Source organism: Streptomyces sp. ADI96-02 (assembly GCF_003846185.1).
Classification (GTDB): Bacteria; Actinomycetota; Actinomycetes; order Streptomycetales; family Streptomycetaceae; genus Streptomyces.
In genome coordinates this window covers 974,539-997,941 of sequence record NZ_ML123034.1, presented here as the reverse complement: position 1 = coordinate 997,941, position 23,403 = coordinate 974,539, and the positions used below count along the sequence as shown (strand labels likewise).

The window sequence follows — 23,403 nt, the reverse complement described above, 5'->3', positions numbered from 1 at the left end:
CGACGTGTTCGATGGCTTAGGTATGCCTAAGTTAACACCTCAGGTCTGAAGTGTCGTCAGAAGCCGCCGCACCGCACCGCCCAGTCCCCACCGCTCGGCCAGCGCCGCCAGGGCGGCCGGATCGCGCGGTTCGCGCGGCAGCGCCGGGTCGAAGGCGGGCAGCGGCACGTCGGCGGCCACCCGCACGACCTTCGGAGCGACCGCGACGTACTCCCGTGCCTCGTCCAGCCGCCTGCGCTGCGACGGGGTGAGCCGGGCGGCCGGGTCGTCCACCGCGGCCATGATCCCGGCCAGGTCGCCGAAGGCGTCCAGCAGCTTCGCCGCCGTCTTCTCGCCGATGCCCGGCACGCCCGGCAGTCCGTCGCTGGGGTCGCCGCGCAGGAGCGCGAGGTCCACGTAACCGGGGCCGTCCACGCCGTACTTCTCGCGCAGCCACGCCTCGTCGGTCACCTGGAGCGTGCCGACGCCCTTGAGCGGGTAGAGCACCCGCACCCCGCGGGCGTCGTCCACCAGCTGGTAGAGGTCGCGGTCGCCGGTCACGATGTCCACCGGGCCGCTCGCCCGTCCCGTCAGGGTGCCGATCACGTCGTCCGCCTCGTACGGCGCGACCCCGACCCGGGCGATCCCGAGCGCCGCCAGCACCTCCCGGATGATCGGGACCTGCGGAGCGAGCGTGTCGGGGACCTCCTCCTCGTCGGCCCGGCCCGCCGGGGTCTCGACGGCCACCCGGTGCGCCTTGTACGTGGGGATCAGGTCCACCCGCCACTGCGGGCGCCAGTCGTCGTCCCAGCAGGCCACCAGCTCGTCCGGGCGGTGGTCCTGCACCAGGCGCGCGATGAAGTCGAGGAGCCCGCGCACGGCGTTGACCGGCGTCCCGTCCGGCGCGCGCACCGAGTCGGGAACGCCGAAGTAGGCGCGGAAGTAGAGGGAGGCGGTGTCGAGGAGCATCAGGCGTCGCGTCACGGACCCGATGATGCCGCACCGCGCCGACAGCCGCCGTCGACCGCCCGCCGGTGACCTGGGTCACTCAGGTGTTTGACGCGTGTAAGTACGGGCAGGCGCGCCACCGGAGCGGACCACGTCGCATTTTCCACCGGCGCACGTGTCGAGCGGGCCGAATCCGCACCGCTCCACGGTCTGCCGGCGGGGGTGGCGGACCGTTTTCGTTCAACGCGTGAGGTGTATGTGTCCAGGCTGCAGGCCGAGCACTTGTACAAGGTGTTCGGCAGACGACCCGATCAAGCCGTGCGGAAGCTCGAAAGCGGCGCCGACCGCGACGAACTGCGCGCCGACGGAACGACCGCAGCGGTGATCGACGCGTCGTTCACCGTGGAACCGGGCCAGATCTTCGTCGTCATGGGACTGTCCGGTTCGGGCAAGTCCACCCTGCTGCGGATGCTCAACGGGCTGCTCGACCCGACCGCCGGACGGGTGCTCTTCGACGGCCAGGACCTGACCGCCCTGAGCCCCCGCGAGCTGCGCCACGTCCGCTCCTCCAAGATCAGCATGGTGTTCCAGCACTTCGCGCTCTTCCCCCACCGGAGCGTCCTGGAGAACGCCGCGTACGGCCTGGAGGTCCAGGGCGTGGCGCGTGCCGAACGCGAGAAGCGCGCCGCCGAGGCGCTGGAGCTGACCGGCCTCGCCGGCTGGGAGAAGTCCTGGCCCGACGAACTGTCCGGCGGCATGCAGCAGCGCGTCGGCCTCGCCCGCGCCCTGGCCACCGACGCCGACCTGCTCCTGATGGACGAGTCCTTCAGCGCGCTCGACCCGCTGATCCGGCGCGACATGCAGGACCAGCTCCTGGAGCTCCAGAAGCGGCTGAAGAAGACCATCGTCTTCATCACCCACGACCTCAACGAGGCCATGCGCCTGGGCGACCGGATCGCCGTGATGCGCGACGGGCGCATCGTCCAGCTCGGCACCGCCGAGGACATCCTCGTCACCCCGGCCAACGACTACGTCGCCTCCTTCACCCAGGACGTCGACCGCTCCCGGGTGCTCACCGCGGGCGCCATCATGGCCGAACCGCACACCGTCATGGGCGACCGCGCGGACGACGGCAGCGAGCTGCGCACCCCGCAGGACGTGCTCGCCGCCGCCCCCGCCGCGGTCCCGGAGTCCACGCCGATCATCGAGCTCTTCACGCCCTGCTCGCGGAGCGGGAACCCGGTCGCCGTGACCGACGAGCGGGGCAGGCTCGTCGGCGTCGTCCCCGGCTCCCGGCTGCTCGCCGTCCTCGGCGACCCGATGAGCCCCGCCGAGGCCCCGGACGCCGCCGGTGACCCGGACGCCGCCACCGTCACGGATCCGGCCGACGGCGCGAAGAAGGTGGCCCGTGTTTAGGCTCCCCCTCGGTGAATGGGTCGACTCGGCGGTCGACTGGCTGCAGACCCACCTCGCCTGGCTCTTCGACGCGATCAGCGCCCTCGTCAGCGGCATGTTCGACGGCATCGCCGCCGTGCTCTCCGCCCCCGCCCCGCTCCTCTTCGCGGGCATCGTCGCCGTCGTCGCCTGGTGGCTGCGCGGCCTGCTCGCCGGGCTGCTCGCCTTCGCCGGCTTCGCCCTCATCGACTCCGTCGAGCTGTGGGACGAGGCGATGGACACCCTGACCCTGGTGCTCGTCGCGACGCTCGTGACCCTGGTCGTCGCCGTACCGCTCGGCATCTGGGCCTCCCGGTCCAAGGCCGTCAGCGCCGTGACCCGGCCGGTCCTGGACTTCATGCAGACCATGCCCGCCATGGTCTACCTGATCCCCGGCGTCATCTTCTTCGGCGTCGGCGTGGTCCCCGGCATCATCGCCACCATCATCTTCGCCCTGCCCCCGGGCGTCCGGATGACCGAACTCGGCATCCGCCAGGTCGACGCCGAGCTCGTCGAGGCGGCCGAGGCGTTCGGCACCACCTCGCGCAACACCCTGCTGCGCGTCCAGCTGCCGCTCGCGCTGCCCACGATCATGGCGGGCGTCAACCAGGTCATCATGCTCGGCCTGTCCATGGTCGTCATCGCGGGCATGGTCGGCGGCGGCGGCCTCGGCGGCTCCGTCTACCGCGCCATCGGCAACGTCGACGTCGGCCTCGGCTTCGAGGCCGGCATCTCCATCGTCATCCTCGCCATGTACCTCGACCGCATGACGAGCGCGCTGGGCCGCGAGGTCTCCCCGCTGGCCCGCCGCGCGGTCGCCAGGTCCCGGGCCGCCGCCGGCGGCCGGCAGATCTGGAACCACCGCCCGCAGCCCGCCGTCGCGATCGCCGGCGTCGTCGTCCTCGCGCTCGTCGCGGGCGGCCTGGGCCTCTTCGGCGGCCCCGCCAGGAACACCGCCGCGGACGGCGCCGCGCAGATCGGCGCGGGCAAGAAGATCAGCATCGGATACATCCCGTGGGACGAGGGCATCGCCTCCACCTTCCTCTGGAAGGAGATGCTGGAGCGCCGCGGATTCGAGGTCGACGTCAAGCAGTACGAGGCCGGCGCGCTCTACACCGGCATGGCCAACGGGCAGATCGACTTCCAGACCGACTCCTGGCTCCCGGTCACCCACGCCAGCTACTGGAAGAAGTACGGGGACCGCCTGGAGGACATGGGCTCCTGGTACGGCCCGACCTCGCTGGAACTGGCCGTGCCCGCGTACCTGAAGGACGTCCGGACGATGGACGACCTCAAGGGCAGGGGCTCCGACTTCAAGGGCCGCATCGTCGGCATCGAGCCGAGCGCGGGCGAGATGGGCCTGCTCAAGGACAAGCTCCTGCCGGGCTACGGCCTGGACCAGGAGTACAAGCTCATCGACGGCTCCACGCCGTCCATGCTGGCCGAGCTGAAGCGCGCCTACGCCAAGAAGGAGCCCATCGTCGTCCCGCTCTGGTCGCCGCACTGGGCCTACAACCAGTACGACCTCACCAAGCTGGAGGACCCCAAGGGCCTCTGGGGCAAGGGCGACGGCATCCACACCCTGGCCCGCGAGGGCTTCACCGCCGACAACCCCGAGGTCGGCGCGTGGCTCAAGGACTTCACCATGACCGAGAAGCAGCTCACCAGCCTTGAGGCCGAGATCCAGAAGGCCGGATCGGGCAAGGAGCAGGACGCCGTCCGCACCTGGCTGGACGACAACCCGGGCATCGCGGACAAGCTGGCCCCCGTGCAGGGATAGCCGGACGCGAAAGCGCAGGTCAAGGGGTGGGTTCCGCCGTCGGGCGGGGCCCGCCCCTTCTCGCTGCCCAGCGGTCTTTTCCCGGACGTCTCGCGTAACCATGTGCGTAAGGTGCTGGCAGCCGCGAGGATGGCTGGGCGGGAGGGAGCTGGGAATGGACGACAAGGACACACCGCGCGTAGGCGCCGCGGTCCGCCGCCGGCGCAGAACCCTGGGGCTCACGCTGGCCGCGGTCGCCGCGCGCAGCGGGCTGTCCGTGCCCTTCCTCAGCCAGATCGAGAACGAGCGCGCCCGCCCCAGCGCCCGCTCCCTCGACCGGGTCGCAGAGGCGCTGGAGACCACCACCGCGCGGCTGCGCGCCGCCGCCGACTCCGCGCGCGCCGTGGACGTCGTGCGCGGCGGGGACGGCGACGGCGTACGCCGCGTGGTGAGGGGCCGCCACCAGCTCAGCGCCCTGGAGTTCACCGGCGAACAGGACCTCGGCCGAGAGTTCCAGCACCGCAACGACGAGCTGATGTACGTCGTCGAGGGCGCGGCGGAGGTCGAGGCCGAGGGCCGGGCGTACCGGCTGGGCCGCGGCGACACGCTGTTCCTCTCCGGCGGCGTGCGCCACCGCTGGCGCGCGACCGTCCCCGGCACCCGGCTCCTGGTCGTCGCGGTCGCGGAGCACATCGACGCGACGTACGACTCACGCCGGTAGGAGGACCCGTGCGCGTCGTCTCCCTGGTCCCCTCCCTCACCGAGGCCGTCGCCGCCACCGCCCCCGGCCTGCTGGTCGGCGTCACCGACTGGTGCACCCATCCCGCCGATCTCGCCGCCGCCCGGATCGGCGGCACGAAGAACCCGGACACCGCCGCGATCGCCGCCCTCGCCCCCGATCTGGTCATCGCCAACGAGGAGGAGAACCGCGCCGCCGACCTCGCCGCGCTGCGGGAGGGCGGCCTGGACGTCCTGGTGACCGAGATCCGCACGCTGGACCAGGCCCTGGCCGAACTGGACCGGGTCCTCGTCGCCGGCTGCGGCCTCGCCCGGCCCGCCTGGCTGGACGCCGCCGGGGCCGCCTGGGCCGCGCTCCCCGCACCGAGCGGCCCGCCGCGCCCCGTCATCGTCCCCATCTGGCGCCGGCCCTGGATGGTGCTCGGCCGCGACACCTTCGCCGGCGACCTGCTGGCCCGCCTCGGCCTGCGCAACGTGTACGCGGACCACGCCGAGCGCTACCCGCGCATCCCGCTCGACGAACTCAACGCGGCCGGAGCCGAACGGGTCGTGCTGCCCGACGAGCCCTACCGGTTCACCGCCGACGACGGGCCCGAGGCGTTCCCCGGACTGCCCGCCGCCCTCGTCGACGGGCGGCTGCTCACGTGGTACGGGCCGTCGCTGGCCGGAGCGGCGCGGGAGCTGCCGTCAGCGCTCCGCTGACCACCCCGGCGGCCGTCCGCGCCGCGGTCACGGCCCAGGCCGCGACCAGGAACGCGTACAGCGCCGCCGAGAGCCAGACGAACGCGTCCAGCCCGGTGTGCCGCGCCAGACCGGCCGCCCCGGTGACACACGTGCCGACCGGGAAGGTGAACGCCCACCACGTCATCGCGAACCCCATGCCGCGCCGGGCCGCCCGCACCGCCAGCGCCCCGGCCAGCGCCAGCCACAGCAGCGCGAACCCCGTCACCGGCACCCCGAACAGCACCGCGAACGCGCCGAACGCCGAGGCGTAGGGGGCCGCCACCGCGCCCGGCGCGGCGTCCGCCAACTGGTTGACCGCGGTCGTCGACTGCCCGAGCGGCCCGAGCACCAGGAACAGCGCCGGCGTCAGCGCGAGGGGCAGCGGCCCGTGGTGGACGAGCCGGGCGAAGACCAGCGGCAGCACCACGAGCGTGGCCAGCAGGGACAGGCCGAACATCGCGTAGCAGGACAGCAGCAGCGCCTCGCGGCCCTGCCCGGCCGGCAGCCGCGGCACCAGCAGAGCGCCCTGCGAGGCCGAGACCATCGGCGCGACCAGCGGCAGCAGCCAGACCGGCGAGGCGGTGCCGGGCCCCGGGCGGTGGCACACCACCATCAGATACGGCACCACGACCGCGCCGACCAGCCCGATGGCCGTCCCCGCCGTGAACAGCGCCACGTCCGCCGCGAGCGCGGCCCGCTCGCCGACGACGTCCCGCCCCACGGTCAGCGTGGCCCCGCCGACGGCGAGCAGCGCCATGGACAGGCACCCGTAGAACGGCGCGACCGCCGGGTCCCGCAGGTGCGCGCGGGCCTGGTCGCCGTGGAACGCCCAGTGCCCGGCACGGGCCGCCAGCACGGCCGCCAGCAGGACAGCGGACAGCGCCCACACGGCGACCAGCACCGCCCGCAGGCCGGGCACGTCCACCGGCAGCGCCGCCCCGGCGCTCGCCACGATCGCCGTGCCCATCACGCTCGCGTACCAGTTGGGGCCGACGTGCCGCAGGGACGGCAGCCGCACGGCCGCCGGGCGGGGGAGGAGGACGGCGGGGCGCGCCTGCGCGGCTGCCCCGGTCCGCGGAAGGATGGCCATGCCACGATTCTTCGCGGGGGCGTCCGCGCCCACCAGGGACCCCGTTCCTATGAGGTCATAAGCTGGCTTTATGCCCAGCGCCGAGCGTGACCCCCGCATCCCTCTCTCCCACCGGGTCCCCGACCTCGGAGCGCTGGAGCTGCTGCTCGCCGTCGCCCGCCACGGCAGCCTGGGGCGGGCCGCCCGGGACGTCGGCATCAGCCAGCCCGCCGCCTCCAGCCGCATCCGGTCCATGGAGCGGCAGCTCGGCGTCGCCCTGCTGGACCGCTCCCCGCGCGGCTCCCGCCTGACCGACGCGGGCGCGCTGGTCACCGACTGGGCCCGCCGGGTCGTCGACGCCGCCGAGTCCTTCGACGCCGGAGCCCAGGCGCTCCGCGACCGGCGCGACTCCCGGCTGCGGGTCGCGGCCAGCATGACGATCGCCGAGTACCTGCTGCCCGGCTGGCTGATCGCCCTGCGCGCCGAACGCCCGGACACCGCCGTCTCCCTGCTGGTCGGCAACTCGGCGGCGGTCGCCCGCAAGCTCGTCACCGGCGAGGCGGACCTCGGATTCGTCGAGGGGCTGTCGATACCCGAGGGCCTGGACGGCACCGTCATCGCCCACGACCGGCTGGTCGTCGCCGTCGCGCCCGCCCACCCCTGGGCCCGCCGCCGCACCCCGCTGCTGCCCCAGGAACTGGCCGCCACCCCGCTCATCCTGCGCGAGCACGGCTCCGGCACCCGGCAGGTCCTGGACGCCGCGCTCGCCGTGCACGGCGGCCTCGCGCAGCCTCTGCTGGAACTGTCCTCCACGACCGCCGCGAAGGGCGCGGCGGAGAGCGGCGCGGGCCCCTGCGTCCTGAGCGAACTGGCCCTCGGCGAGGAGCTGTCCGCCCGCCGCCTGGTCCGGGTCCCGGTCGCCGGCGTACGGCTGCGCCGCCAACTGCGCGCCGTCTGGCCGGCGGGCCCCCGGCCGGCCGGACCGGCCCGCGACCTGCTGTCGCTCACCGGCCGGGACGCCTGACCGGCCGAACGCGCCCCCGCGCGGAGCGGGCCGCGCCCGGCCCGGCCGTCAGAGGAAGGTCCGGCCCTCGCCCCGGTACGTCGGCACGCTCCGCACGATCCGGTCGCCCTCGATCAGGTGCAGCGTGTCGAAGCGCTCGCACAGCTCGCCGGCCTTGGCGTGCCGGAACCAGACCTTGTCGCCGATCAGCAGATCGTCGGCGGGCGGGCCCAGCAGCGGGGTCTGCACCTCGCCCGCGCCCTCCTGCGGGTCGTAGCGCAGGCCCTGCGGCAGATACGGCACGGGCGACCGGTCGGCCCCGGCCGCGCCGGACGCCGGGTAGCCCCCGCCGAGCACGGTTACCACGCCCACCCCGGGCCGCCGCACCACGGGCTGGGCGAACAGCGCGGCGGGCCGGGCGCGGAACGAGGTGTAGTTGTCGAAGAGCCGGGGGACGTACAGCCCCGACCCGGCCGCGATCTCCGTCACCGCGTCCTCGGCGGCCGTGTGCTGGACGCTGCCCGTGCCGCCGCCGTTCACGAACTCCAGGTCGGGAGCGATCGCGCGGACCGCCCGCACCACCTCGGCCCGCCGCAGGGCCAGCTCCCTGCGGGCGGCGGCCTGCATCAGCCGGATCGCCCGGGACCGCAGCGGTCGGCCCGCCACCGAGTCGCCCACCCCGGCGATGTGCCCCTCGTACGCCATCAGGCCCACCAGCCGGAAGCCCGGCCTGCGCGCCACCGAGCGGGCCAGCTCGGCGAGTTGCGCGGGGGTGCGCAGGGGCGAGCGCAGCGCCCCGATCCGCACCCGGCCGCCCAGCATCCGCAGCGAGGTGTCCAGCTCCAGGCAGACCCGGATCTCCTCCCGCCCGCCGGCCCGGGACGCGTCGATCAGCTCCAACTGCGCGTGGTCGTCCACCATCACCGTCACGGCGGCGGCGAGCTTCGGGTCCGAGGCCAGCTCGGCGAAGGCCGCCCGGTCGGCCGACGGATAGGCCAGCAGCACGTCCTCGAAACCGGCCCGCGCCAGCCACAGCGACTCCGCCAGCGTGTACGACATGATCCCGGCGAACCCGGGCCGGGCCAGCACCCGTTCCAGCAGGTCCCGGCACCGCACCGACTTGCTCGCCACCCGGACCGGCTTCCCGGCCGCCCGGCCCACCAGGTCGTCGGCGTTGGCGTCGAACGCGTCCAGATCCACGATCGCGATCGGGGCGTCGAGATGGGCAGTGGCCCGGTCGTACCGGGTCCGGTCAGTGGCACGGGCAGTCATGGCCGCAGCTTGCCAGAGAGCCGTACCGCTGGGTAGGGGGACGTTCGGGGCAGATCGTCCCGGGGCGGGAGTCCTGTTCCCCGCCGCCCGCCCGCAGCCCGTAGAGTGACCGGCACGCGAGCACCAACGTGCCTCTCGGTGGCGGTGATCCGTGGTCGGTACGAGGACGTGAACCAGGGGGCCGGATGAGTACCGAAGCGCAGCGCGCTCCCGTGCCGCCCCGCCCGGCCGGACCACCCGCCCCGCCGCCCACCGGAGCCCCGCACCCTCCCCCCGTCCCGCCGGTCCCGCCGCCCTCCGGAACCCCGCGCACCCCGCCCGCCGCGCAGGCCGCGCCACCGCGCATCCCGCTCCGGCCGCCCGCCGCGCCCCCGCCGGCCGCTCCGCCCGCCGGGACGACCGGGACCGCCGTACCGCCCGCCCGGCCCGCGCCCGCCGCGACCACTCCCCGGCCGACCACCTTTCGGCCGACCACCCTCCGGCAGGCCGCGCCCCCCGCCGGACCGCGCCCCCCGCACCCCGGCTCACCGCCGCCGCCCCACTTCACCCGGGGCGGGTCCGGCGGGCCTGCCGGACCGGTCGCGCCGCCGGGAGCCGCACCGCCGCCGCCCGGCGCGTACCGCGTACCGGCCCGCTACGGCTACCCGGAGACCCCGGCGGAGACCACCACCCTGCTCCGGCCGATCCGGCCCCGCTCACGCCGGCGGACCGCGGTGGCCGCCGCCTGCGTCGTCCTCGGCCTCGGGCTGATCGGCGGCGCGGCCACCGGCGCCTGGCTGACCGGCGACTCCTCAGCCCGGTCCGCCGGCACCCCGTACGCCATCGGCCGCGACGCCTGGCACAGCGTCCCCGTGGACACGCTCTTCCCGCGCACCCTCAAGGGCGTCGGCGCCGGCCCCGGCGGCACCGACCGCACCTGGAACCGGATCGCCGTCGCCCCCGACGGCGACTGCGCCGGCGGCCTGGACCCGCTGCTCCTCACCACGCTCCGGCCCGTCGGCTGCGAGCGCCTGGTGCGCGCCACCTACGCCGACGCCACCCGCTCCGGCGTCACCACGGTCGGCATGGTCTTCACCGCGGCGGACGCCGCCGGCATGCGGGCGCTGGGCACCCGCTTCACCGGCCAGAAGCTCACCGCGCGCACGGACCTCATGCCACGCGCGTACGCCCCCGAGGGGACCGTCGCCGCCGGCTTCGGCGACCGGCAGCGGGCCAGCTGGACCGTCCGCCCGCTCACCGAGATCCCGGTCGTCCTCTTCGCCGTCTCCGGCTTCGCCGACGCGCGCACCGTCGCCGACCCGCAGCCGGCCGCCGCCGCCATGGCGCCGGGCGCCGCCACCGACGTCGCCCAGGCCGGCCTCGGCCACGAGGCGAAGGGGCTGGCCGACCGGGTGGAGCGCGGTCTGCGCGGGACCGTCGCCGACCTCGCGGAGCCGCCGGAATGACCCGCCGCGTCCTCGCCGCGGTCTGCGCCGCCACCGTCCTCGCGCTCACCCCCGCCGCCCCCGCCCAGGCGGACGCCATACGCGACCAGCAGTGGGCCCTCTCCGCGCTGCACACCGACCGGGCCTGGCAGACCACCCGGGGCCGGGGCGTCACCGTCGCCGTGCTGGACACCGGCGTCGACGACGCCCACCCCGACCTGGCGGGCCAGGTGCTGCCCGGCAAGGACCTCGTCGGCTTCGGCGCGACCCGCGGCGACTCCTCCTGGGCCCTGCACGGCACCGCGATGGCCGGGATCATCGCCGGACGCGGCAGCGGCCCCGGCCGCGGCGACGGCGTCCTCGGCATCGCCCCCGAAGCCCGCGTCCTGCCCGTCCGGGTGATCCTGGAGTCCAAGGACCCCTCCCGCGCCAAAGCCCGCAAATCCCGGGGCGCGGCCCTCGCCGACGGCATCCGCTGGGCCGCCGACAACGGCGCCGACGTCATCAACCTCTCCCTCGGCGACGACAGCGAGTCCGCCCACCCCGACCCGGGCGAGGACTCCGCCATCCAGTACGCCCTGTCCAAAGGCGTCTCCGTCATCGCCTCGGCGGGCAACGGCGGCGAGAAGGGCGACCGGATCTCCTACCCCGCCGCCTACCCCGGAGTGATCGCCGTCGCCGCCGTCGACAAGTACGGCACGCGCGCCGCGTTCTCCACCCGCCGCTGGTACGCCACGGTCAGCGCGCCCGGAGTCGACATCGTCGTCGCCAACCCGGACGGCCACTACTACATCGAGTGGGGCACGTCGGCCGCCGCCGCCTTCGTCTCCGGCGCGGTCGCCCTGGTCCGCGCCGCCCACCCCGGCCTCACCCCGGCACAGATCAAGAAGCTGCTGGCCGACACGGCACGCGACGCCCCGGCCGAGGGCCGCGACGACGCCCGCGGCTACGGCGTCGTCGATCCGGCCGAGGCCATCGAGGCCGGATCGAGGCTGCGCCCCGCCGAACCGGACGGGCGCCCCGCCGCCGCGGCCGGATACCGCGAGCGGTACTTCGGCCCGGGCCCCACCCCGCCGCGCCCCGGCGGGGCCCCGGTGAACTGGGCGGCCCCGCTCGCGGGCGGCCTCGGCGCCGCCCTGCTGGCCCTCGCCGTCGTCCTGTGGCGCGGCAGGAACGCCCCCGGCCGCCGCTGAGCCCCCCGAACGGCCCCGCGCCGCCGAAGAATCCGCCCCGCCCCCGTCGCGGCGGCCCCGGACGCCGGGCGCGGACCTGCGGCGGAGGCGTACCGGCCCAGGCACTACGCTCGTCCCGTGGCGCTCAAGAACATCCCGGACCCCGGTTACTCCGACGACGACGGCTCGGCCGCTCCCGCCCTGACCCGGGCGCTGGACGCCTGGTCGCGCGACCGCACCGCCGTCGGCCCGGTCCTCGCCGCGCTCCGCGACGCCCGGCTCCTGGTGCCGGTCGTCGCCGTGCTCGGCGAGGTGGAGGAGGACGAGCGGGGGCTGCGCCGCGAGAAGACCAGCGACATGGCCGTCCCCACCCTCCAGGCCGGCGACCGGCGGGCGCTGCCGGCCTTCACCTCGACCGCGTCGCTGGCCCGCTGGGACCCCGAGGCCCGACCCGTCGCCGTACCGCTGCACCAGGCGCTCCAGGCCGCCGCGCACGAGAAGGCCGACACCGTCGTGCTGGACCTGGCCGGGCCCGTCGCCTTCGAACTGACCGGGCAGGCGCTGCTGGCCCTCGCCGAGAACCGCACCAGCACCGACCCGCTCCAGGACCCCGCGGTGGTCGACGCCGTGCGCGAGGCCGTCGCCGCCGAGCCCGCGGTCGTCCGCGCCCACCTCGGCCCCGGCCGGGCGGACGGCACCCTCGCACTCGTCCTCGCCCCGGACGCAGCGCCCGCCGAGACCGTCCGCCGCCTCGCCTCCGCCCTGTCGGCCAGCGAGGTGCTGCGGGCCCGGCTGGTCGGCGGACTGGACCTGGCCCTGCTGCCCGCCGGAGCCGTCGCGCCGGGTGAGCCGCTGTTCACGCGCTGAGGCCGGAAGGCGACCGGCCCCTCGTGCCGGGCCGCCCGCGGCCCAGCGAGCGCGATGCCCGCTCCGCCGTGAGAATGATCGGGAATCCGGAGGAATCCGGCCGGCCGACCAAGCTCGCGAGGTGGTTCCATGCAGACGCGGATCGTGGCGTCAGAGTTCCTCGGCACCCTGCTGCTGGTGTTCTTCGCAGTCGGATCCGCCGCGCTCGCCGTCGAGTACCTCGGCACGGTGGGCATCGCCCTCACCTTCGGCTTCACCCTCCTCGCGCTCGCCTACGCGCTCGGCCCGATCTCCGGCTCCCACGTGAATCCGGCGGTGACGCTCGGGATGTACCTGGCCGACCGGATCGACCTGCGGTCCGCCGTCGAGCGCTGGGCCGCCCAGGTGCTCGGCGCGATCGTCGGCGCGGCCCTGCTCTTCCTGCTGGCCAACCAGATCCCCGGGCTGGAGACGACCGGCAAGTTCGGCACCAACGGCTACGGCGACCGCTCGGCGGTCGGCATCAACATCGCCGGCGCGTTCATCGCCGAGGTGGCGCTGACGTTCCTGCTGGTCTACGTGGTGCTCGCGGTGACGCACAAGGTCGCGGTGGTCGGCTTCGACGGGCTGCCCATCGGCCTCGCGCTGGCCGCCATCCACCTGGTCGGCATCCCGCTGACCGGCACCTCGGTCAACCCGGCGCGGAGCCTCGGCCCGGCGCTGTTCGCCGGCGGGGCGGCCCTGTCGCAGCTCTGGCTGTTCATCGTCGCGCCGCTGATCGGCGGCGCGATCGCCGCCTACGCCCACCGGCTGACCCACCCGGTGCCGAACGTGGCGGCCGAGACCCCGGAGCCCTCCTGACGGAGCCCCGCACGCGACGCGGGAGCCCGCCGCCCCACGGGGGACGGCGGGCTCCCGCGTTCCGGGTCCGGCCGGAGGAATCAGCCGTAGACCGGGCCGGTGTACTTCTCGCCCGGGCCCTTGCCGGGCTCGTCCGGGACGAGCGACGCCTCGCGGAAGGCGAGCTGGAGGGACTTGAGTCCGTCGCGCAGCGGGGACGCGTGGAAGGTGCTGATCTCCGTGGCGCTCGCGTCCAGCAGGCCGGCCAGGGCCTGGACCAGCTTGCGCGCCTCGTCGAGGTCCTTGTGCTCCTCGCCCTCCTCGGTGAGGCCGAGCTTCACCGCGGCGGCGCTCATCAGGTTGACGGCGACCGTCACGATCACCTCGACCGCGGGGACCTCCGCGATGTCGCGGGCCATGTCGTCGAAGTCGGGGTTGTCACTGCTGGGGGTGGCGTCGCTCATGCCCACACGATAAGGCCAGGGTCCGACGGCCCCGCCCGCGGGAGCGGGGGAGCGCGGGATTAGCGCACGCGCGGGCGCCCTGCTAGCCTGGTGTGACGACCGGCCGGACACCTATGTGACCGGCCCACAAGTGGAGGCTCCGATCTCCCACCCGGCCGTCCGTGCAGGACGGCGGGTCACCGGTCAGGTGGCGCCCATCGTTCCGTACGGACGATGGAGCCGCCCGATGTGCGCCCCGCGGTTGACCGCGGCGGTGCTCCGGTAGTTCGAGGAGCCCCGCCTGTGTCCCGTCCGGGGCGTTTTTGTGCTTCCGGCTCGGTTGGTCTTGACGTTACAGACGTTACGCGGCTGTCCGCCAGGCGGTCGCGTGGTGCTACCGAGGAGGATCCATCAGCGCCGAGCCCCGCATCAACGACCGGATTCGCGTTCCCGAGGTGCGACTTGTCGGACCCAGCGGCGAGCAGGTCGGAATTGTTCCGCTTGCCAAGGCCCTGGAGCTCGCACAGGAGTACGACCTCGACCTGGTCGAGGTGGCGGCGACCGCCCGTCCGCCCGTGTGCAAGCTCATGGACTACGGGAAGTTCAAGTACGAGTCGGCCATGAAGGCCCGTGAGGCGCGCAAGAACCAGGCGCACACGGTCATCAAGGAGATGAAGCTCCGGCCGAAGATCGACCCGCACGACTATGACACCAAGAAGGGTCACGTCGTCCGGTTCCTCAAGCAGGGCGACAAGGTCAAGATCACGATCATGTTCCGTGGTCGTGAGCAGTCCCGCCCGGAGCTGGGCTTCCGACTGCTCCAGCGTCTCGCTTCGGACGTCGAGGACCTCGGGTTCATCGAGTCCAACCCGAAGCAGGACGGCCGGAACATGATCATGGTTCTGGGCCCGCACAAGAAGAAGACCGAAGCCATGGCCGAGGCCCGCGAGGCCCAGGCCGCCCGCAAGGCGGAGCGTCAGGGTTCGTCCGACGCCGCGTCCACGGGCGACTCCGCCGAGGCCCCGGCCCCGGCGGCCGAGGCTCCGGCCGACACACCTTCCGAGGCGTGACCTCAGGGGCTGCCATCCAGGCGGCCCCGGGTCCCCCCGGAATCCCATAGAGATCTGACGCCCCTGCTGTCCGGTGCCCCGCACCGTGAGGGGCGCCACTGACGAGGAGAGAACGGCGCGATGCCGAAGAACAAGACGCACAGCGGTGCCAGCAAGCGCTTCAAGATCACCGGCTCCGGCAAGGTGCTCCGCGAGAGGGCCGGCAAGCGCCACCTTCTCGAGCACAAGTCGTCCAAGAAGACCCGCTCGCTGACCGGCACGGTCGTCGTGGCTCCGGCCGACGCCAAGAAGATCAAGAAGCTTCTCGGCAAGTGAGGCCCGGCCTCCGGCTCACCCCGGAGGCACGACCTCGATCACACCGGGACCAATTCGTTTCCGGGCCGTGTGAGGACCACCACGGCCCCGCTACAAGGAGTTAACAAGTGGCACGCGTCAAGCGGGCAGTCAACGCCCACAAGAAGCGCCGGGCAATCCTCGAAGCCGCCAGCGGCTACCGGGGTCAGCGCTCGCGTCTGTACCGCAAGGCCAAGGAGCAGGTCACCCACTCCCTGGTCTACAACTACAACGACCGCAAGAAGCGCAAGGGCGACTTCCGTCAGCTGTGGATCCAGCGCATCAACGCCGCTGCCCGCCAGAACGGCATGACGTACAACCGCCTCATCCAGGGTCTGAAGGCCGCCAACATCGAGGTGGACCGCAAGATCCTGGCCGAGCTCGCGGTCAACGACGCCAACGCGTTCGCCGCCCTCGTCGAGGTCGCCCAGAAGGCCCTCCCGAGCGACGTCAACGCCCCGAAGGCCGCCTGATCCAGGCGCCACCTTCCAGGTACGCGAACCGGACCCGCAGGCGCACGCCGCCTGCGGGTCCGGTGCGTTGCCCCCCGCTGACCCCCACCTCCGTACGCAGAGAGGCTCGCCGCCGACCATGGGCATCCCCGAACTGATCTCCCCGCGTTCCCCGCGCGTCGCCGCAGCCCGCCGGCTGGCCCGGCGGAACTTCCGCGGCAAGGAGCGCAGGTTCATCGCCGAGGGGCCCCAGGCCGTGCGCGAGGCCGCCGCCCACCGGGGCGGCGACGGCGCGGCGACCCTGATCGAGCTGTTCGCCACCCCTGAGGCCGCCGACCGGTACGACGACATCGTCGGCGCCGCCCACGCGGCCGGCGCCCGGGTCCACCTCGCCGACGGCGACGTCCTCGCCGACGTCTCGCAGACCGTCACGCCCCAGGGCCTGATCGGCGTCTGCCGCTTCCTGGACTCGCCCTTCCAGGAGATCCTCGACGCGAAGCCCTCCCTGGTCGCCGTCCTGGCCAACGTCCGCGACCCCGGAAACGCCGGAACGGTCCTGCGCTGTGCGGACGCGGCGGGCGCGGACGCGGTCGTCCTCACCGACGCCTCGGTGGACCTCTACAACCCCAAGTCCGTCCGCGCGTCGGTCGGCTCGCTCTTCCACCTGCCCGTGGCCGTCGGCGTCCCCGTCGAGCAGGCCGTACAGGGGCTGCGGGACGCCGGGGTGCGCATCCTGGCCGCCGACGGGGCCGGCTCCGACGACCTGGACGACGAGCTGGACGCGGGCACCATGGGCGGCCCCACCGCCTGGGTCTTCGGCAACGAGGCGTGGGGCCTGCCGGAGGAGACCCGCGCCCTGGCCGACGCCGTCGTCCGGGTCCCCATCCACGGCCGGGCGGAGAGCCTCAACCTCGCCACCGCCGCCGCCGTCTGCCTCTACGCGTCGGCGCGCGCCCAGCGGCCCCGGCGCGCCCCCGGCGCGTAGCGGGCACGGCCGGCGGGCCCGCACCCCGGCGGCCCCCGGCCGGGGCCGCTCCCCGCGCCCCGGCGTGCGCCCGCCGCGCGCCCCCGCAGGGTGTCGCCCGTTCACCGACGGCTAGTAGGGTGACGCACTCGGGGGCCCACTGCACCGGTTCGAGAGGTGGGATACGGGACATGTCTGTCGGCATGAGCAGGCCGCGTCCGACGCGGACGGCCGTCGTGCGCACCGCCGGGGAAGCGCCCGGCCCGGACGTCCTCGGCGCGGGCGTCGACCCGGACGACCTCCCCGACGGCCTCGTCGTCGCCGACGAGAACGGCCGCGTCGTCTGCTTCAACGCCGCCGCCGCCCGCATCACCGCCACCCCCCGCGCCGCCGCCCTCGGCCTCCCGCTGGAACAGGCGCTTCCGCTGGAGGACCTCAAGGGCACCCGCTGGTGGGCCCTGACGGACCCGTACGGCGGGCTCGCCATCCGGGGCGGACAGCCCGAGCGCAACCTGCTCCTGCCCGGCGGCCGTGAGGTCCTGGTCTCCGCGCGCTACGTACGGGAGCGGCCCACCGGCCCGGTCCGCCGGGTCGTGGTCTCGCTCCGCGGCACCGAGGCCCGCCGCCGCACCGAGCGCAGCCACGCCGAACTCATCGCGACCGTCGCGCACGAGCTGCGCTCCCCGCTGACCTCGGTGAAAGGGTTCACCGCCACCCTGCTGGCCAAGTGGGAGCGCTTCACCGACGACCAGAAGCGGCTGATGCTGGAGACCGTCGACGCGGACGCCGGGCGGGTCACCCGGCTCATCGCCGAACTGCTCGACATCTCCCGGATCGACTCCGGCCGCCTGGAGCTGCGCCGCCAGCCGGTGGACGTCTCCGCGGCCGTCGAGCGCCACGTCCAGGCGCTCACCGCGGGCGGCCAGGCCCCCGAACGCTTCCTCGTCCGCACCCTCCGGCCCCTGCCCGACCTGTGGGCCGACCCCGACAAGGTCGACCAGGTCCTCGGCAACCTGCTGGAAAACGCGGTGCGCCACGGCGAGGGAACGGTCACCATCGAGATCGCCCCCGCACCCGCGCCGGGCGCCGGAGACGAGACGGGAACGGCGGTCACGGTGAGCGACGAGGGCCCCGGCATTCCCGAGGAGTCGATGGGCCGCGTCTTCACCCGCTTCTGGCGGGGCAGCAAGCGCGGCGGAACCGGCCTCGGCCTCTACATCGTCAAGGGCATCGTCGAGGCCCACGGCGGGACCATCACGGTGGGCCGGGGGCCCGGCGGCGGGGCCGAGTTCCGCTTCGTCCTGCCCGTCAGCGCCCCGGCCTACCTGAACTGAGGCCCGCCCCGCGGGCGGGCCCGCGAAGCGACCGGGCGCGGCCCACCGGCCCGGTGACCGTCCGGCGGCCCTTAGACTCGACCTTTGGCACCTTTGCGTCCTCCGGTCTCCAGCGGGGTCGCGCCACCAGCCAATCGGAAGCACGGGAAGAGATGTCGGCACCGAACAAGTCGTACGACCCAGTCGAGGTCGAGGCACTGAAACCGGAAGAGATCGAGCGCCTGCGGGACGAGGCGTTCGCCGCCTTCGCCGCCGCCGGCGATCTCGACGCGCTCGCCCAGGCGAAGACCGCGCACACCGGAAGCGCCTCGCCGCTGTCCCTCGCCAACCGCGAGATCGGCGCCCTCCCCCCGCAGGCCAAGGCCGAGGCGGGCAAGCGCGTGGGCCAGGCCCGCGGCGCCGTCTCCAAGGCCCTGGCCGCCCGCCAGGCGGAGCTGGAGGCCGAGCGCGACGCCCGGGTGCTCGTCGAGGAGGCCGTGGACGTCACACTGCCCTACGACCGCACCCCGGCCGGCGCCCGCCACCCCCTGACGACGTTCATGGAGCGCGTCGCGGACGTCTTCGTGGCCATGGGCTACGAGATCGCCGAGGGCCCCGAGGTCGAGGCGGAGTGGTTCAACTTCGACGCCCTGAACTTCGTGCCCGACCACCCGGCCCGCCAGATGCAGGACACCTTCTTCGTGCGGGGCGCCACGCCCGACGGCAGGGCGACCGAGGGCGACGAGTCCGGCGTCGTGCTGCGCACGCACACCTCGCCGGTCCAGGCCCGCACCCTGCTGGAGCGCAAGCCCCCCGTCTACGTGGTCTGCCCCGGCCGGGTCTACCGCACCGACGAGCTCGACGCCACGCACACCCCGGTCTTCCACCAGATCGAGCTGCTCGCCGTCGACGAGGGCCTGACCATGGCGGATCTCAAGGGCACCCTCGACCACATGGTCCAGGCGCTCTTCGGCCCGGACATGAAGACCCGGCTGCGGCCGAACTTCTTCCCGTTCACCGAGCCGTCCGCCGAGATGGACATGGTCTGCTACGTCTGCCGCGGCGAGTCCGTCGGCAACCCGGACCGCCCCTGCCGCACCTGCGGCAGCGAGGGCTGGATCGAGCTGGGCGGCTGCGGCATGGTCAACCCCAAGGTGCTGACCGCCTGCGGCGTCGACCCGGGCAGGTACAGCGGATTCGCCTTCGGGTTCGGCATCGAACGGATGCTGATGTTCCGCCACAACGTCGAGGACATGCGAGACATGGTCGAGGGCGACGTCCGGTTCACCCGGCCGTTCGGGATGGAGATCTGATGCGCGTCCCGCTTTCCTGGCTGCGGGAGTACGTCGACCTGCCGGAGACGGAGACCGGCCGTGACGTACAGGCCAAGCTCGTCTCCGTCGGCCTGGAGGTCGAGACCGTCGAGCAGATCGGCGCGGGTCTCAAGGGCCCCCTGGTCGTCGGACAGGTCCTGACCATCGAGGAGCTGGAGGGGTTCAAGAAGCCCATCCGCTTCTGTACCGTCGACGTCGGCTCCGCCAACGGCACCGGCGAACCGCAGGAGATCGTCTGCGGCGCCCGCAACTTCTCCGTCGGCGACAAGGTCGTCGTGGTCCTGCCGGGCGCCGTGCTGCCCGGAGACTTCGCGATCGCCGCCCGCAAGACGTACGGCAAGACCTCCCACGGCATGATCTGCTCCACCGACGAGCTGGGCATGGGCGACGACGGCACGCACGGCATCATCGTGCTGCCGCCGGAGCACGAGGCGGGCACGGACGCGATCGAGCTGCTCCAGCTCGTCGACGAGGTCCTGGACATCGCCGTCACACCGGACCGGGGCTACTGCCTGTCGATGCGCGGCGTGGCCCGCGAGACGGCCATCGCCTACGGCCTGCCGCTGCGCGACCCGGCCCTCCTGGACGTGCCCGCGCCGAACGCGTACGGCTACCCGGTCAGGATCTCCGACCCGATCGGCTGCGACCGCTTCACCGCGCGCACCGTCACCGGACTCCAGAGCGAGGCCCGTTCCCCGATCTGGATGCGGCGACGCCTCCAGAAGGCCGGGATGCGCCCGATCTCGCTCGCCGTGGACGTCACCAACTACGTGATGCTGGAGCTGGGCCAGCCCCTGCACGCCTACGACCGCACCCGGGTCGACGGCCCCATCGGCGTGCGCCGCGCCGCGCAGGGCGAGAAGCTGACCACGCTGGACGGCGCGGTGCGCGTGCTGGACGCCGAGGACCTGGTCATCACGGACAACCGCGGGCCGATCGGCCTCGCGGGCGTCATGGGCGGGGCCGACACGGAGATCGCCGACGCCGCCGAGGAGTCGCACACCACCGAGGTGGTCATCGAGGCCGCGCACTTCGACGCGATCTCCATCGCCCGCACCGCCCGCCGCCACCGCCTCTCCTCCGAGGCGTCCAAGCGCTTCGAGCGCGGCGTCGACCCGCAGGCCGCCGCCGCTGCCGCGCAGCGCACCGTCGACCTGCTGGTCCTGCTCGCCGGGGGCACCGCCGAGGCCGGCGTCACCGAGATCAGCTCGCCGTCCGCGCCCCGCAGCATCGCGATGCCGGCCGACCACCCCGACCGGGTCGCCGGTGTGGCGTACGGCCGCGAGACCGTCGTGCGCCGCCTCCAGCAGGTCGGCTGCGACGTCTACGGGCAGGACGAGCTGATCGTCACCGTGCCGTCCTGGCGCCCCGACCTCGCCGAGCCGAACGACCTGGCCGAGGAGGTCATCCGGCTGGAGGGTTACGAGAACCTGCCCTCCACCCTGCCGACGCCCCCCTCCGGCCGCGGTCTCACCGACCGCCAGCGGCTGCACCGCCGCATCGGCCGGGCGCTGGCCGGAGCCGGTTACGTCGAAGCCCTGAACTACCCGTTCATCGGCCCCGCCGTCCTGGACCAGCTCGGTGTGGAGGCGGACGACGCCCGCCGCCGCACGGTCACGCTCGTCAACCCGCTCTCCGACGAGGAGCCGGCGCTGCGCACCACGCTGCTGCCCGGCCTCCTGGGCGCGCTGCGGCGCAACGACGGGCGCGGCAGCCACGACCTCGCGCTCTTCGAGACCGGTCTCGTCTTCCGGCCGACCGGCGACGAGACGCCGGCCGTCCGGCTGCCCGTCGACCGGCGTCCCACCGACGAGGAGATCGCCGCTCTCAACGCCGCGCTGCCGCGCCAGCCGCGCCGCGCCGCCGTCGTGCTCGCGGGCGCCCGCGAGCAGGCAGGCTGGTGGGGCAGGGGCACGCCGGCGACCTGGGCGGACGCCGTCGAGGCGGCCCGGACCATCGCCCGCGAGGCCGGCGTCGAGGTGACCGTCCGCGCCGACCGGCACGCCCCCTGGCACCCCGGCCGCTGCGCCGCGCTGTACGTCACCGTGGACGGCGAGGAGACCCTCTTCGGACACGCGGGCGAACTGCACCCGCGCGTGATCAAGGAGCTCCACCTTCCCGAGCGGACCTGCGCCGCCGAGGTCGAGCTCGACGTCCTGGAACGGGCCGTCGACGGCGCGCTCCGGGCGCCCCGGATCTCCGCCTTCCCGGTGGCGACCCAGGACGTCGCGCTCGTGGTCGCCGAGGACGTCCCGGCCGCCGACGTGGAGAAGGCGCTGCGCGAGGGCGCGGGCGGACTCCTCGAATCGCTGCGGCTGTTCGACGTCTTCACCGGCGAGCAGATCGGGGCGGGCAACAAGTCCCTGGCGTACGCGCTGCGGTTCCGTGCCGCAGACCGGACGCTGACCGTCGAGGAGGCGTCGGCCGCCCGCGACGCCGCCGTCGCCCTGGCGGCGGAGCGTACGGGCGCGGTGCTCCGCGGCGCGTAGGCCGCATCCGGCACCGCTCGGCGGTGGACGGGCAGACGACGTCGGGAAGGGGCGTATCCGGCCACTGGATACGCCCCTTCTCCTGTCCCGCCGATCGGCGCGTGGACCGCACGCGGGCCGGGAGCGGAACCGGGAGGAACGCGGTTCCGGCCGGCGACCCGCGGCCACCCTCCTTCACTCTGGGGCAGTGGGTCGTGCGGTCCGCCGCGCCGCCCGCACCGCCCCGGAGTGTCGGGCAGGTCGGCGGTGCGGACGGGCGCGGGTGCGGGTCGTCAACCGTTACGAGGGGGAGCCGACGACCCGGCCGCCTCTTGCGAGGAGCCCATTCAACCGAGCCCGGACCCCGTGCGGCAGAGCGCACGGCCGGAGGGTTCGGGCATTGCGTTCACACCCCGTGTGAACCGGACACCCCTTAGGCTCGGTGCGACACGCACCAGGGGGGACGATGGAGCCGAATGTCCTGCTCGAATCCCTGATCGACGAGGCCGAGGTCTCCCGGGCGGGACTGGCCGGTCACGTCAATCAGGCCGGCCGGGCCCGCGGCCTGGACCTGCGGTACGAACACACGGCGGTGTCCCGCTGGCTGAAGGGGCAGCGACCGCGCGGCCAGGTGCCGGACCTGATCTGCGAGGTGCTGGGCGGCAGGCTGCGGCGACCGGTCGGCCTCGACGACATCGGCATGGGCGTCTCCGCGGCCCCGGGTGCGGACGCCGCCGCGCACGGCGCCTCGCTCTCCGGCTTCGTCGAGCGGGCGACGGCCCTGTGGCGCTCCGACGAACAGCGCCGCCCGCACCTGGCCACCGTCCCCGCGGTCACCGGCACCACGGCCGTGATGCCGGTCTGGGAGTGGGAGAACCCGCCGGAGGACACCGACGTGTCACGGCCGGGACCGGTGCGGGTGAGCACGGCCGACATAGCGGTGCTGCGCTCGGCCCGCGACCACTACGAGCAGATGTACCGGAAAGCGGGCGGCATCGCGACCCGCCCCCGGATCGTCCACTTCCTCAACGCGCAGGCCGCGCCCCTGCTGCGCGGCGGCCACAGCGACGCGGTCGGCCGGCGGCTGCACCGGGCGACGGCCGGACTGGTGGCGGTGGCCGGCATCTGCGCCTACGACTCCGACGCCCACGGACTGGCCCAGCGCTACTTCCACCAGGCGCTGCGGCTCGCCAAGTCCAGCGGCGACCGCGGCCTCGGCGGCTACGTCATCGCCCTGCTGGTCACCCAGTCGCTGTTCCTCGGCGACTACCGCCGCTCCATCGCCTTCGCCCAGGCCGCGCTGCGGGCCGCCGGGGACCACATCACCCCGGCCCTGGCCGCCGATCTGCACGCCATGCAGGCCAAGGCGTACGGCAGGCTCGGCGACGCGGCGAGCGCCCGCGCCTGCATCGGCCGGGCCGAGGCACAGGCCGGGCGCATCCACACGGGCCGGGAGCCGGACGAGACGGGGTACGTGCAGCCGGGGCTGGTCGACGTCCAAGTGGCGGAGGCGCTGCTCAGCCTGGGGGATCTGCCCGCAGCACGGGAGTACGCGGCCTCCGCCGTGCGCGCCCCGGCGCACGACCGGGGGCGCGTGCACCGGCTGGCGATGCTCAGCCATATCGAACTGCTCCAGGGCGAGCCGGACCGGGCGGCCGGTACGGCGGCCGAAATGGCCGAGCGGGCCCGGGGCATGGAGTCCCAGCGGCTGCGCGACCGGCTGCGCCAGGTGCGGCGGCAACTGGCCGAGAGCGGCTGCGCCGACGCCGCTCGGACGGCGGACCTGATCGACGGGGCGCTCCGCGTGCCTCTGTGAGCT

The 23,403-nt window shown here is 74.4% G+C and carries 21 protein-coding genes; 17 read left to right on the top strand and 4 right to left on the bottom strand.

The annotated features are described in order from the left end of the window. Nucleotides 1-39: 39 nt before the first annotated feature. The gene (locus tag EES43_RS04300; RefSeq protein WP_206430163.1) at nucleotides 40-948 is read right to left on the bottom strand and encodes a 5'-3' exonuclease; all 909 of its coding nucleotides are present in this window, start codon (nucleotides 946-948) and stop codon (nucleotides 40-42) included. A gap of 237 nt (nucleotides 949-1,185) precedes the next feature. Here EES43_RS04300 and EES43_RS04295 point away from each other — a divergent pair, with 237 nt between their 5' ends. The 4 genes from EES43_RS04295 to EES43_RS04280 all read left to right on the top strand — a co-directional run bounded on the left by EES43_RS04295 (nucleotide 1,186) and on the right by EES43_RS04280 (nucleotide 5,560). Then, nucleotides 1,186-2,343: a quaternary amine ABC transporter ATP-binding protein gene (locus EES43_RS04295; RefSeq protein WP_124267435.1), complete on the top strand. Its 1,158-nt coding sequence runs from the start codon at nucleotides 1,186-1,188 to the stop codon at nucleotides 2,341-2,343. Further along, the gene (locus EES43_RS04290) at nucleotides 2,336-4,141 is read left to right on the top strand and encodes an ABC transporter permease/substrate binding protein (protein ID WP_124267434.1); all 1,806 of its coding nucleotides are present in this window, start codon (nucleotides 2,336-2,338) and stop codon (nucleotides 4,139-4,141) included. Before EES43_RS04295 ends, EES43_RS04290 begins: the two co-directional genes overlap by 8 nt. A 154-nt stretch (nucleotides 4,142-4,295) precedes the next feature. Further along, on the top strand, nucleotides 4,296-4,841 hold the full coding sequence (locus EES43_RS04285; protein WP_124267433.1) for a helix-turn-helix domain-containing protein: 546 nt from the start codon (nucleotides 4,296-4,298) through the stop codon (nucleotides 4,839-4,841). A gap of 8 nt (nucleotides 4,842-4,849) precedes the next feature. Next, nucleotides 4,850-5,560 carry a helical backbone metal receptor gene (locus EES43_RS04280; protein ID WP_124267432.1) on the top strand — a complete coding sequence of 237 codons (711 nt, stop codon included), beginning with the start codon at nucleotides 4,850-4,852 and terminating at the stop codon, nucleotides 5,558-5,560. Here the strand turns inward: EES43_RS04280 and EES43_RS04275 are convergent. After that, the gene (locus tag EES43_RS04275) at nucleotides 5,499-6,671 is read right to left on the bottom strand and encodes a TDT family transporter (RefSeq protein ID WP_124267431.1); all 1,173 of its coding nucleotides are present in this window, start codon (nucleotides 6,669-6,671) and stop codon (nucleotides 5,499-5,501) included. The two genes, EES43_RS04280 and EES43_RS04275, sit on opposite strands and share 62 nt — an antisense overlap. 70 nt (nucleotides 6,672-6,741) lie before the next feature. Here EES43_RS04275 and EES43_RS04270 point away from each other — a divergent pair, with 70 nt between their 5' ends. After that, nucleotides 6,742-7,674 carry a LysR family transcriptional regulator gene (locus EES43_RS04270; protein ID WP_124267430.1) on the top strand — a complete coding sequence of 311 codons (933 nt, stop codon included), beginning with the start codon at nucleotides 6,742-6,744 and terminating at the stop codon, nucleotides 7,672-7,674. Nucleotides 7,675-7,722: 48 nt separating this feature from the next. Here the strand turns inward: EES43_RS04270 and EES43_RS04265 are convergent, their stop codons facing one another. Next, nucleotides 7,723-8,925, bottom strand: coding sequence for an amino acid deaminase/aldolase (locus tag EES43_RS04265; protein ID WP_124267429.1), 1,203 nt, complete (start codon nucleotides 8,923-8,925; stop codon nucleotides 7,723-7,725). A 671-nt stretch (nucleotides 8,926-9,596) separates the two neighbouring features. On the opposite strand from EES43_RS04265, the gene EES43_RS04255 reads away from it, so the two are divergent. The 4 genes from EES43_RS04255 (at nucleotide 9,597) to EES43_RS04240 (ending at nucleotide 13,228) form a co-directional block, all read left to right on the top strand. Beyond that, nucleotides 9,597-10,370 (top strand): hypothetical protein, encoded by a 774-nt coding sequence (locus EES43_RS04255; protein WP_241192605.1) that lies wholly within the window; start codon nucleotides 9,597-9,599, stop codon nucleotides 10,368-10,370. Further along, nucleotides 10,367-11,542 carry a type VII secretion-associated serine protease mycosin gene (gene mycP / locus EES43_RS04250; RefSeq protein ID WP_124267428.1) on the top strand — a complete coding sequence of 392 codons (1,176 nt, stop codon included), beginning with the start codon at nucleotides 10,367-10,369 and terminating at the stop codon, nucleotides 11,540-11,542. Before EES43_RS04255 ends, mycP begins: the two co-directional genes overlap by 4 nt. A gap of 117 nt (nucleotides 11,543-11,659) precedes the next feature. Continuing rightward, on the top strand, nucleotides 11,660-12,388 hold the full coding sequence (locus EES43_RS04245; protein ID WP_124267427.1) for an SseB family protein: 729 nt from the start codon (nucleotides 11,660-11,662) through the stop codon (nucleotides 12,386-12,388). 129 nt (nucleotides 12,389-12,517) lie between these two features. Further along, entirely contained in the window at nucleotides 12,518-13,228 is a 711-nt protein-coding gene (locus EES43_RS04240) for an MIP family channel protein (protein WP_124267426.1), read from the top strand. Between the two features lie 80 nt (nucleotides 13,229-13,308). On the opposite strand, the gene EES43_RS04235 is transcribed toward EES43_RS04240, so the two are convergent. Next, nucleotides 13,309-13,671 carry a DUF1844 domain-containing protein gene (locus EES43_RS04235; protein WP_124267425.1) on the bottom strand — a complete coding sequence of 121 codons (363 nt, stop codon included), beginning with the start codon at nucleotides 13,669-13,671 and terminating at the stop codon, nucleotides 13,309-13,311. A 389-nt stretch (nucleotides 13,672-14,060) separates the two neighbouring features. On the opposite strand from EES43_RS04235, the gene infC reads away from it, so the two are divergent. The 8 genes from infC to EES43_RS04190 all read left to right on the top strand — a co-directional run bounded on the left by infC (nucleotide 14,061) and on the right by EES43_RS04190 (nucleotide 23,400). Beyond that, nucleotides 14,061-14,720: a translation initiation factor IF-3 gene (gene infC / locus EES43_RS04225; RefSeq protein ID WP_124267424.1), complete on the top strand. Its 660-nt coding sequence runs from the start codon at nucleotides 14,061-14,063 to the stop codon at nucleotides 14,718-14,720. A 120-nt stretch (nucleotides 14,721-14,840) separates the two neighbouring features. Then, nucleotides 14,841-15,035 carry a 50S ribosomal protein L35 gene (gene rpmI / locus EES43_RS04220; RefSeq protein WP_003970213.1) on the top strand — a complete coding sequence of 65 codons (195 nt, stop codon included), beginning with the start codon at nucleotides 14,841-14,843 and terminating at the stop codon, nucleotides 15,033-15,035. 107 nt (nucleotides 15,036-15,142) lie between these two features. Then, entirely contained in the window at nucleotides 15,143-15,526 is a 384-nt protein-coding gene (gene rplT, locus EES43_RS04215; protein ID WP_003970214.1) for a 50S ribosomal protein L20, read from the top strand. 118 nt (nucleotides 15,527-15,644) lie between these two features. After that, nucleotides 15,645-16,490 carry a TrmH family RNA methyltransferase gene (locus EES43_RS04210; protein WP_124267423.1) on the top strand — a complete coding sequence of 282 codons (846 nt, stop codon included), beginning with the start codon at nucleotides 15,645-15,647 and terminating at the stop codon, nucleotides 16,488-16,490. A gap of 170 nt (nucleotides 16,491-16,660) precedes the next feature. Next, a complete protein-coding gene (locus tag EES43_RS04205; RefSeq protein WP_124267422.1) occupies nucleotides 16,661-17,803 on the top strand; it encodes a sensor histidine kinase in 1,143 nt (380 codons plus the stop codon). 152 nt (nucleotides 17,804-17,955) lie between these two features. Then, a complete protein-coding gene (pheS, locus tag EES43_RS04200) occupies nucleotides 17,956-19,095 on the top strand; it encodes a phenylalanine--tRNA ligase subunit alpha (RefSeq protein ID WP_124267421.1) in 1,140 nt (379 codons plus the stop codon). Beyond that, on the top strand, nucleotides 19,095-21,605 hold the full coding sequence (gene pheT / locus EES43_RS04195) for a phenylalanine--tRNA ligase subunit beta (RefSeq protein ID WP_124267420.1): 2,511 nt from the start codon (nucleotides 19,095-19,097) through the stop codon (nucleotides 21,603-21,605). The genes pheS and pheT overlap by 1 nt, the downstream gene beginning before the upstream one ends. Nucleotides 21,606-22,050: 445 nt before the next feature. Beyond that, the gene (locus EES43_RS04190; RefSeq protein ID WP_124267419.1) at nucleotides 22,051-23,400 is read left to right on the top strand and encodes a transcriptional regulator; all 1,350 of its coding nucleotides are present in this window, start codon (nucleotides 22,051-22,053) and stop codon (nucleotides 23,398-23,400) included. The last annotated feature ends 3 nt before the right edge of the window (nucleotides 23,401-23,403 follow it).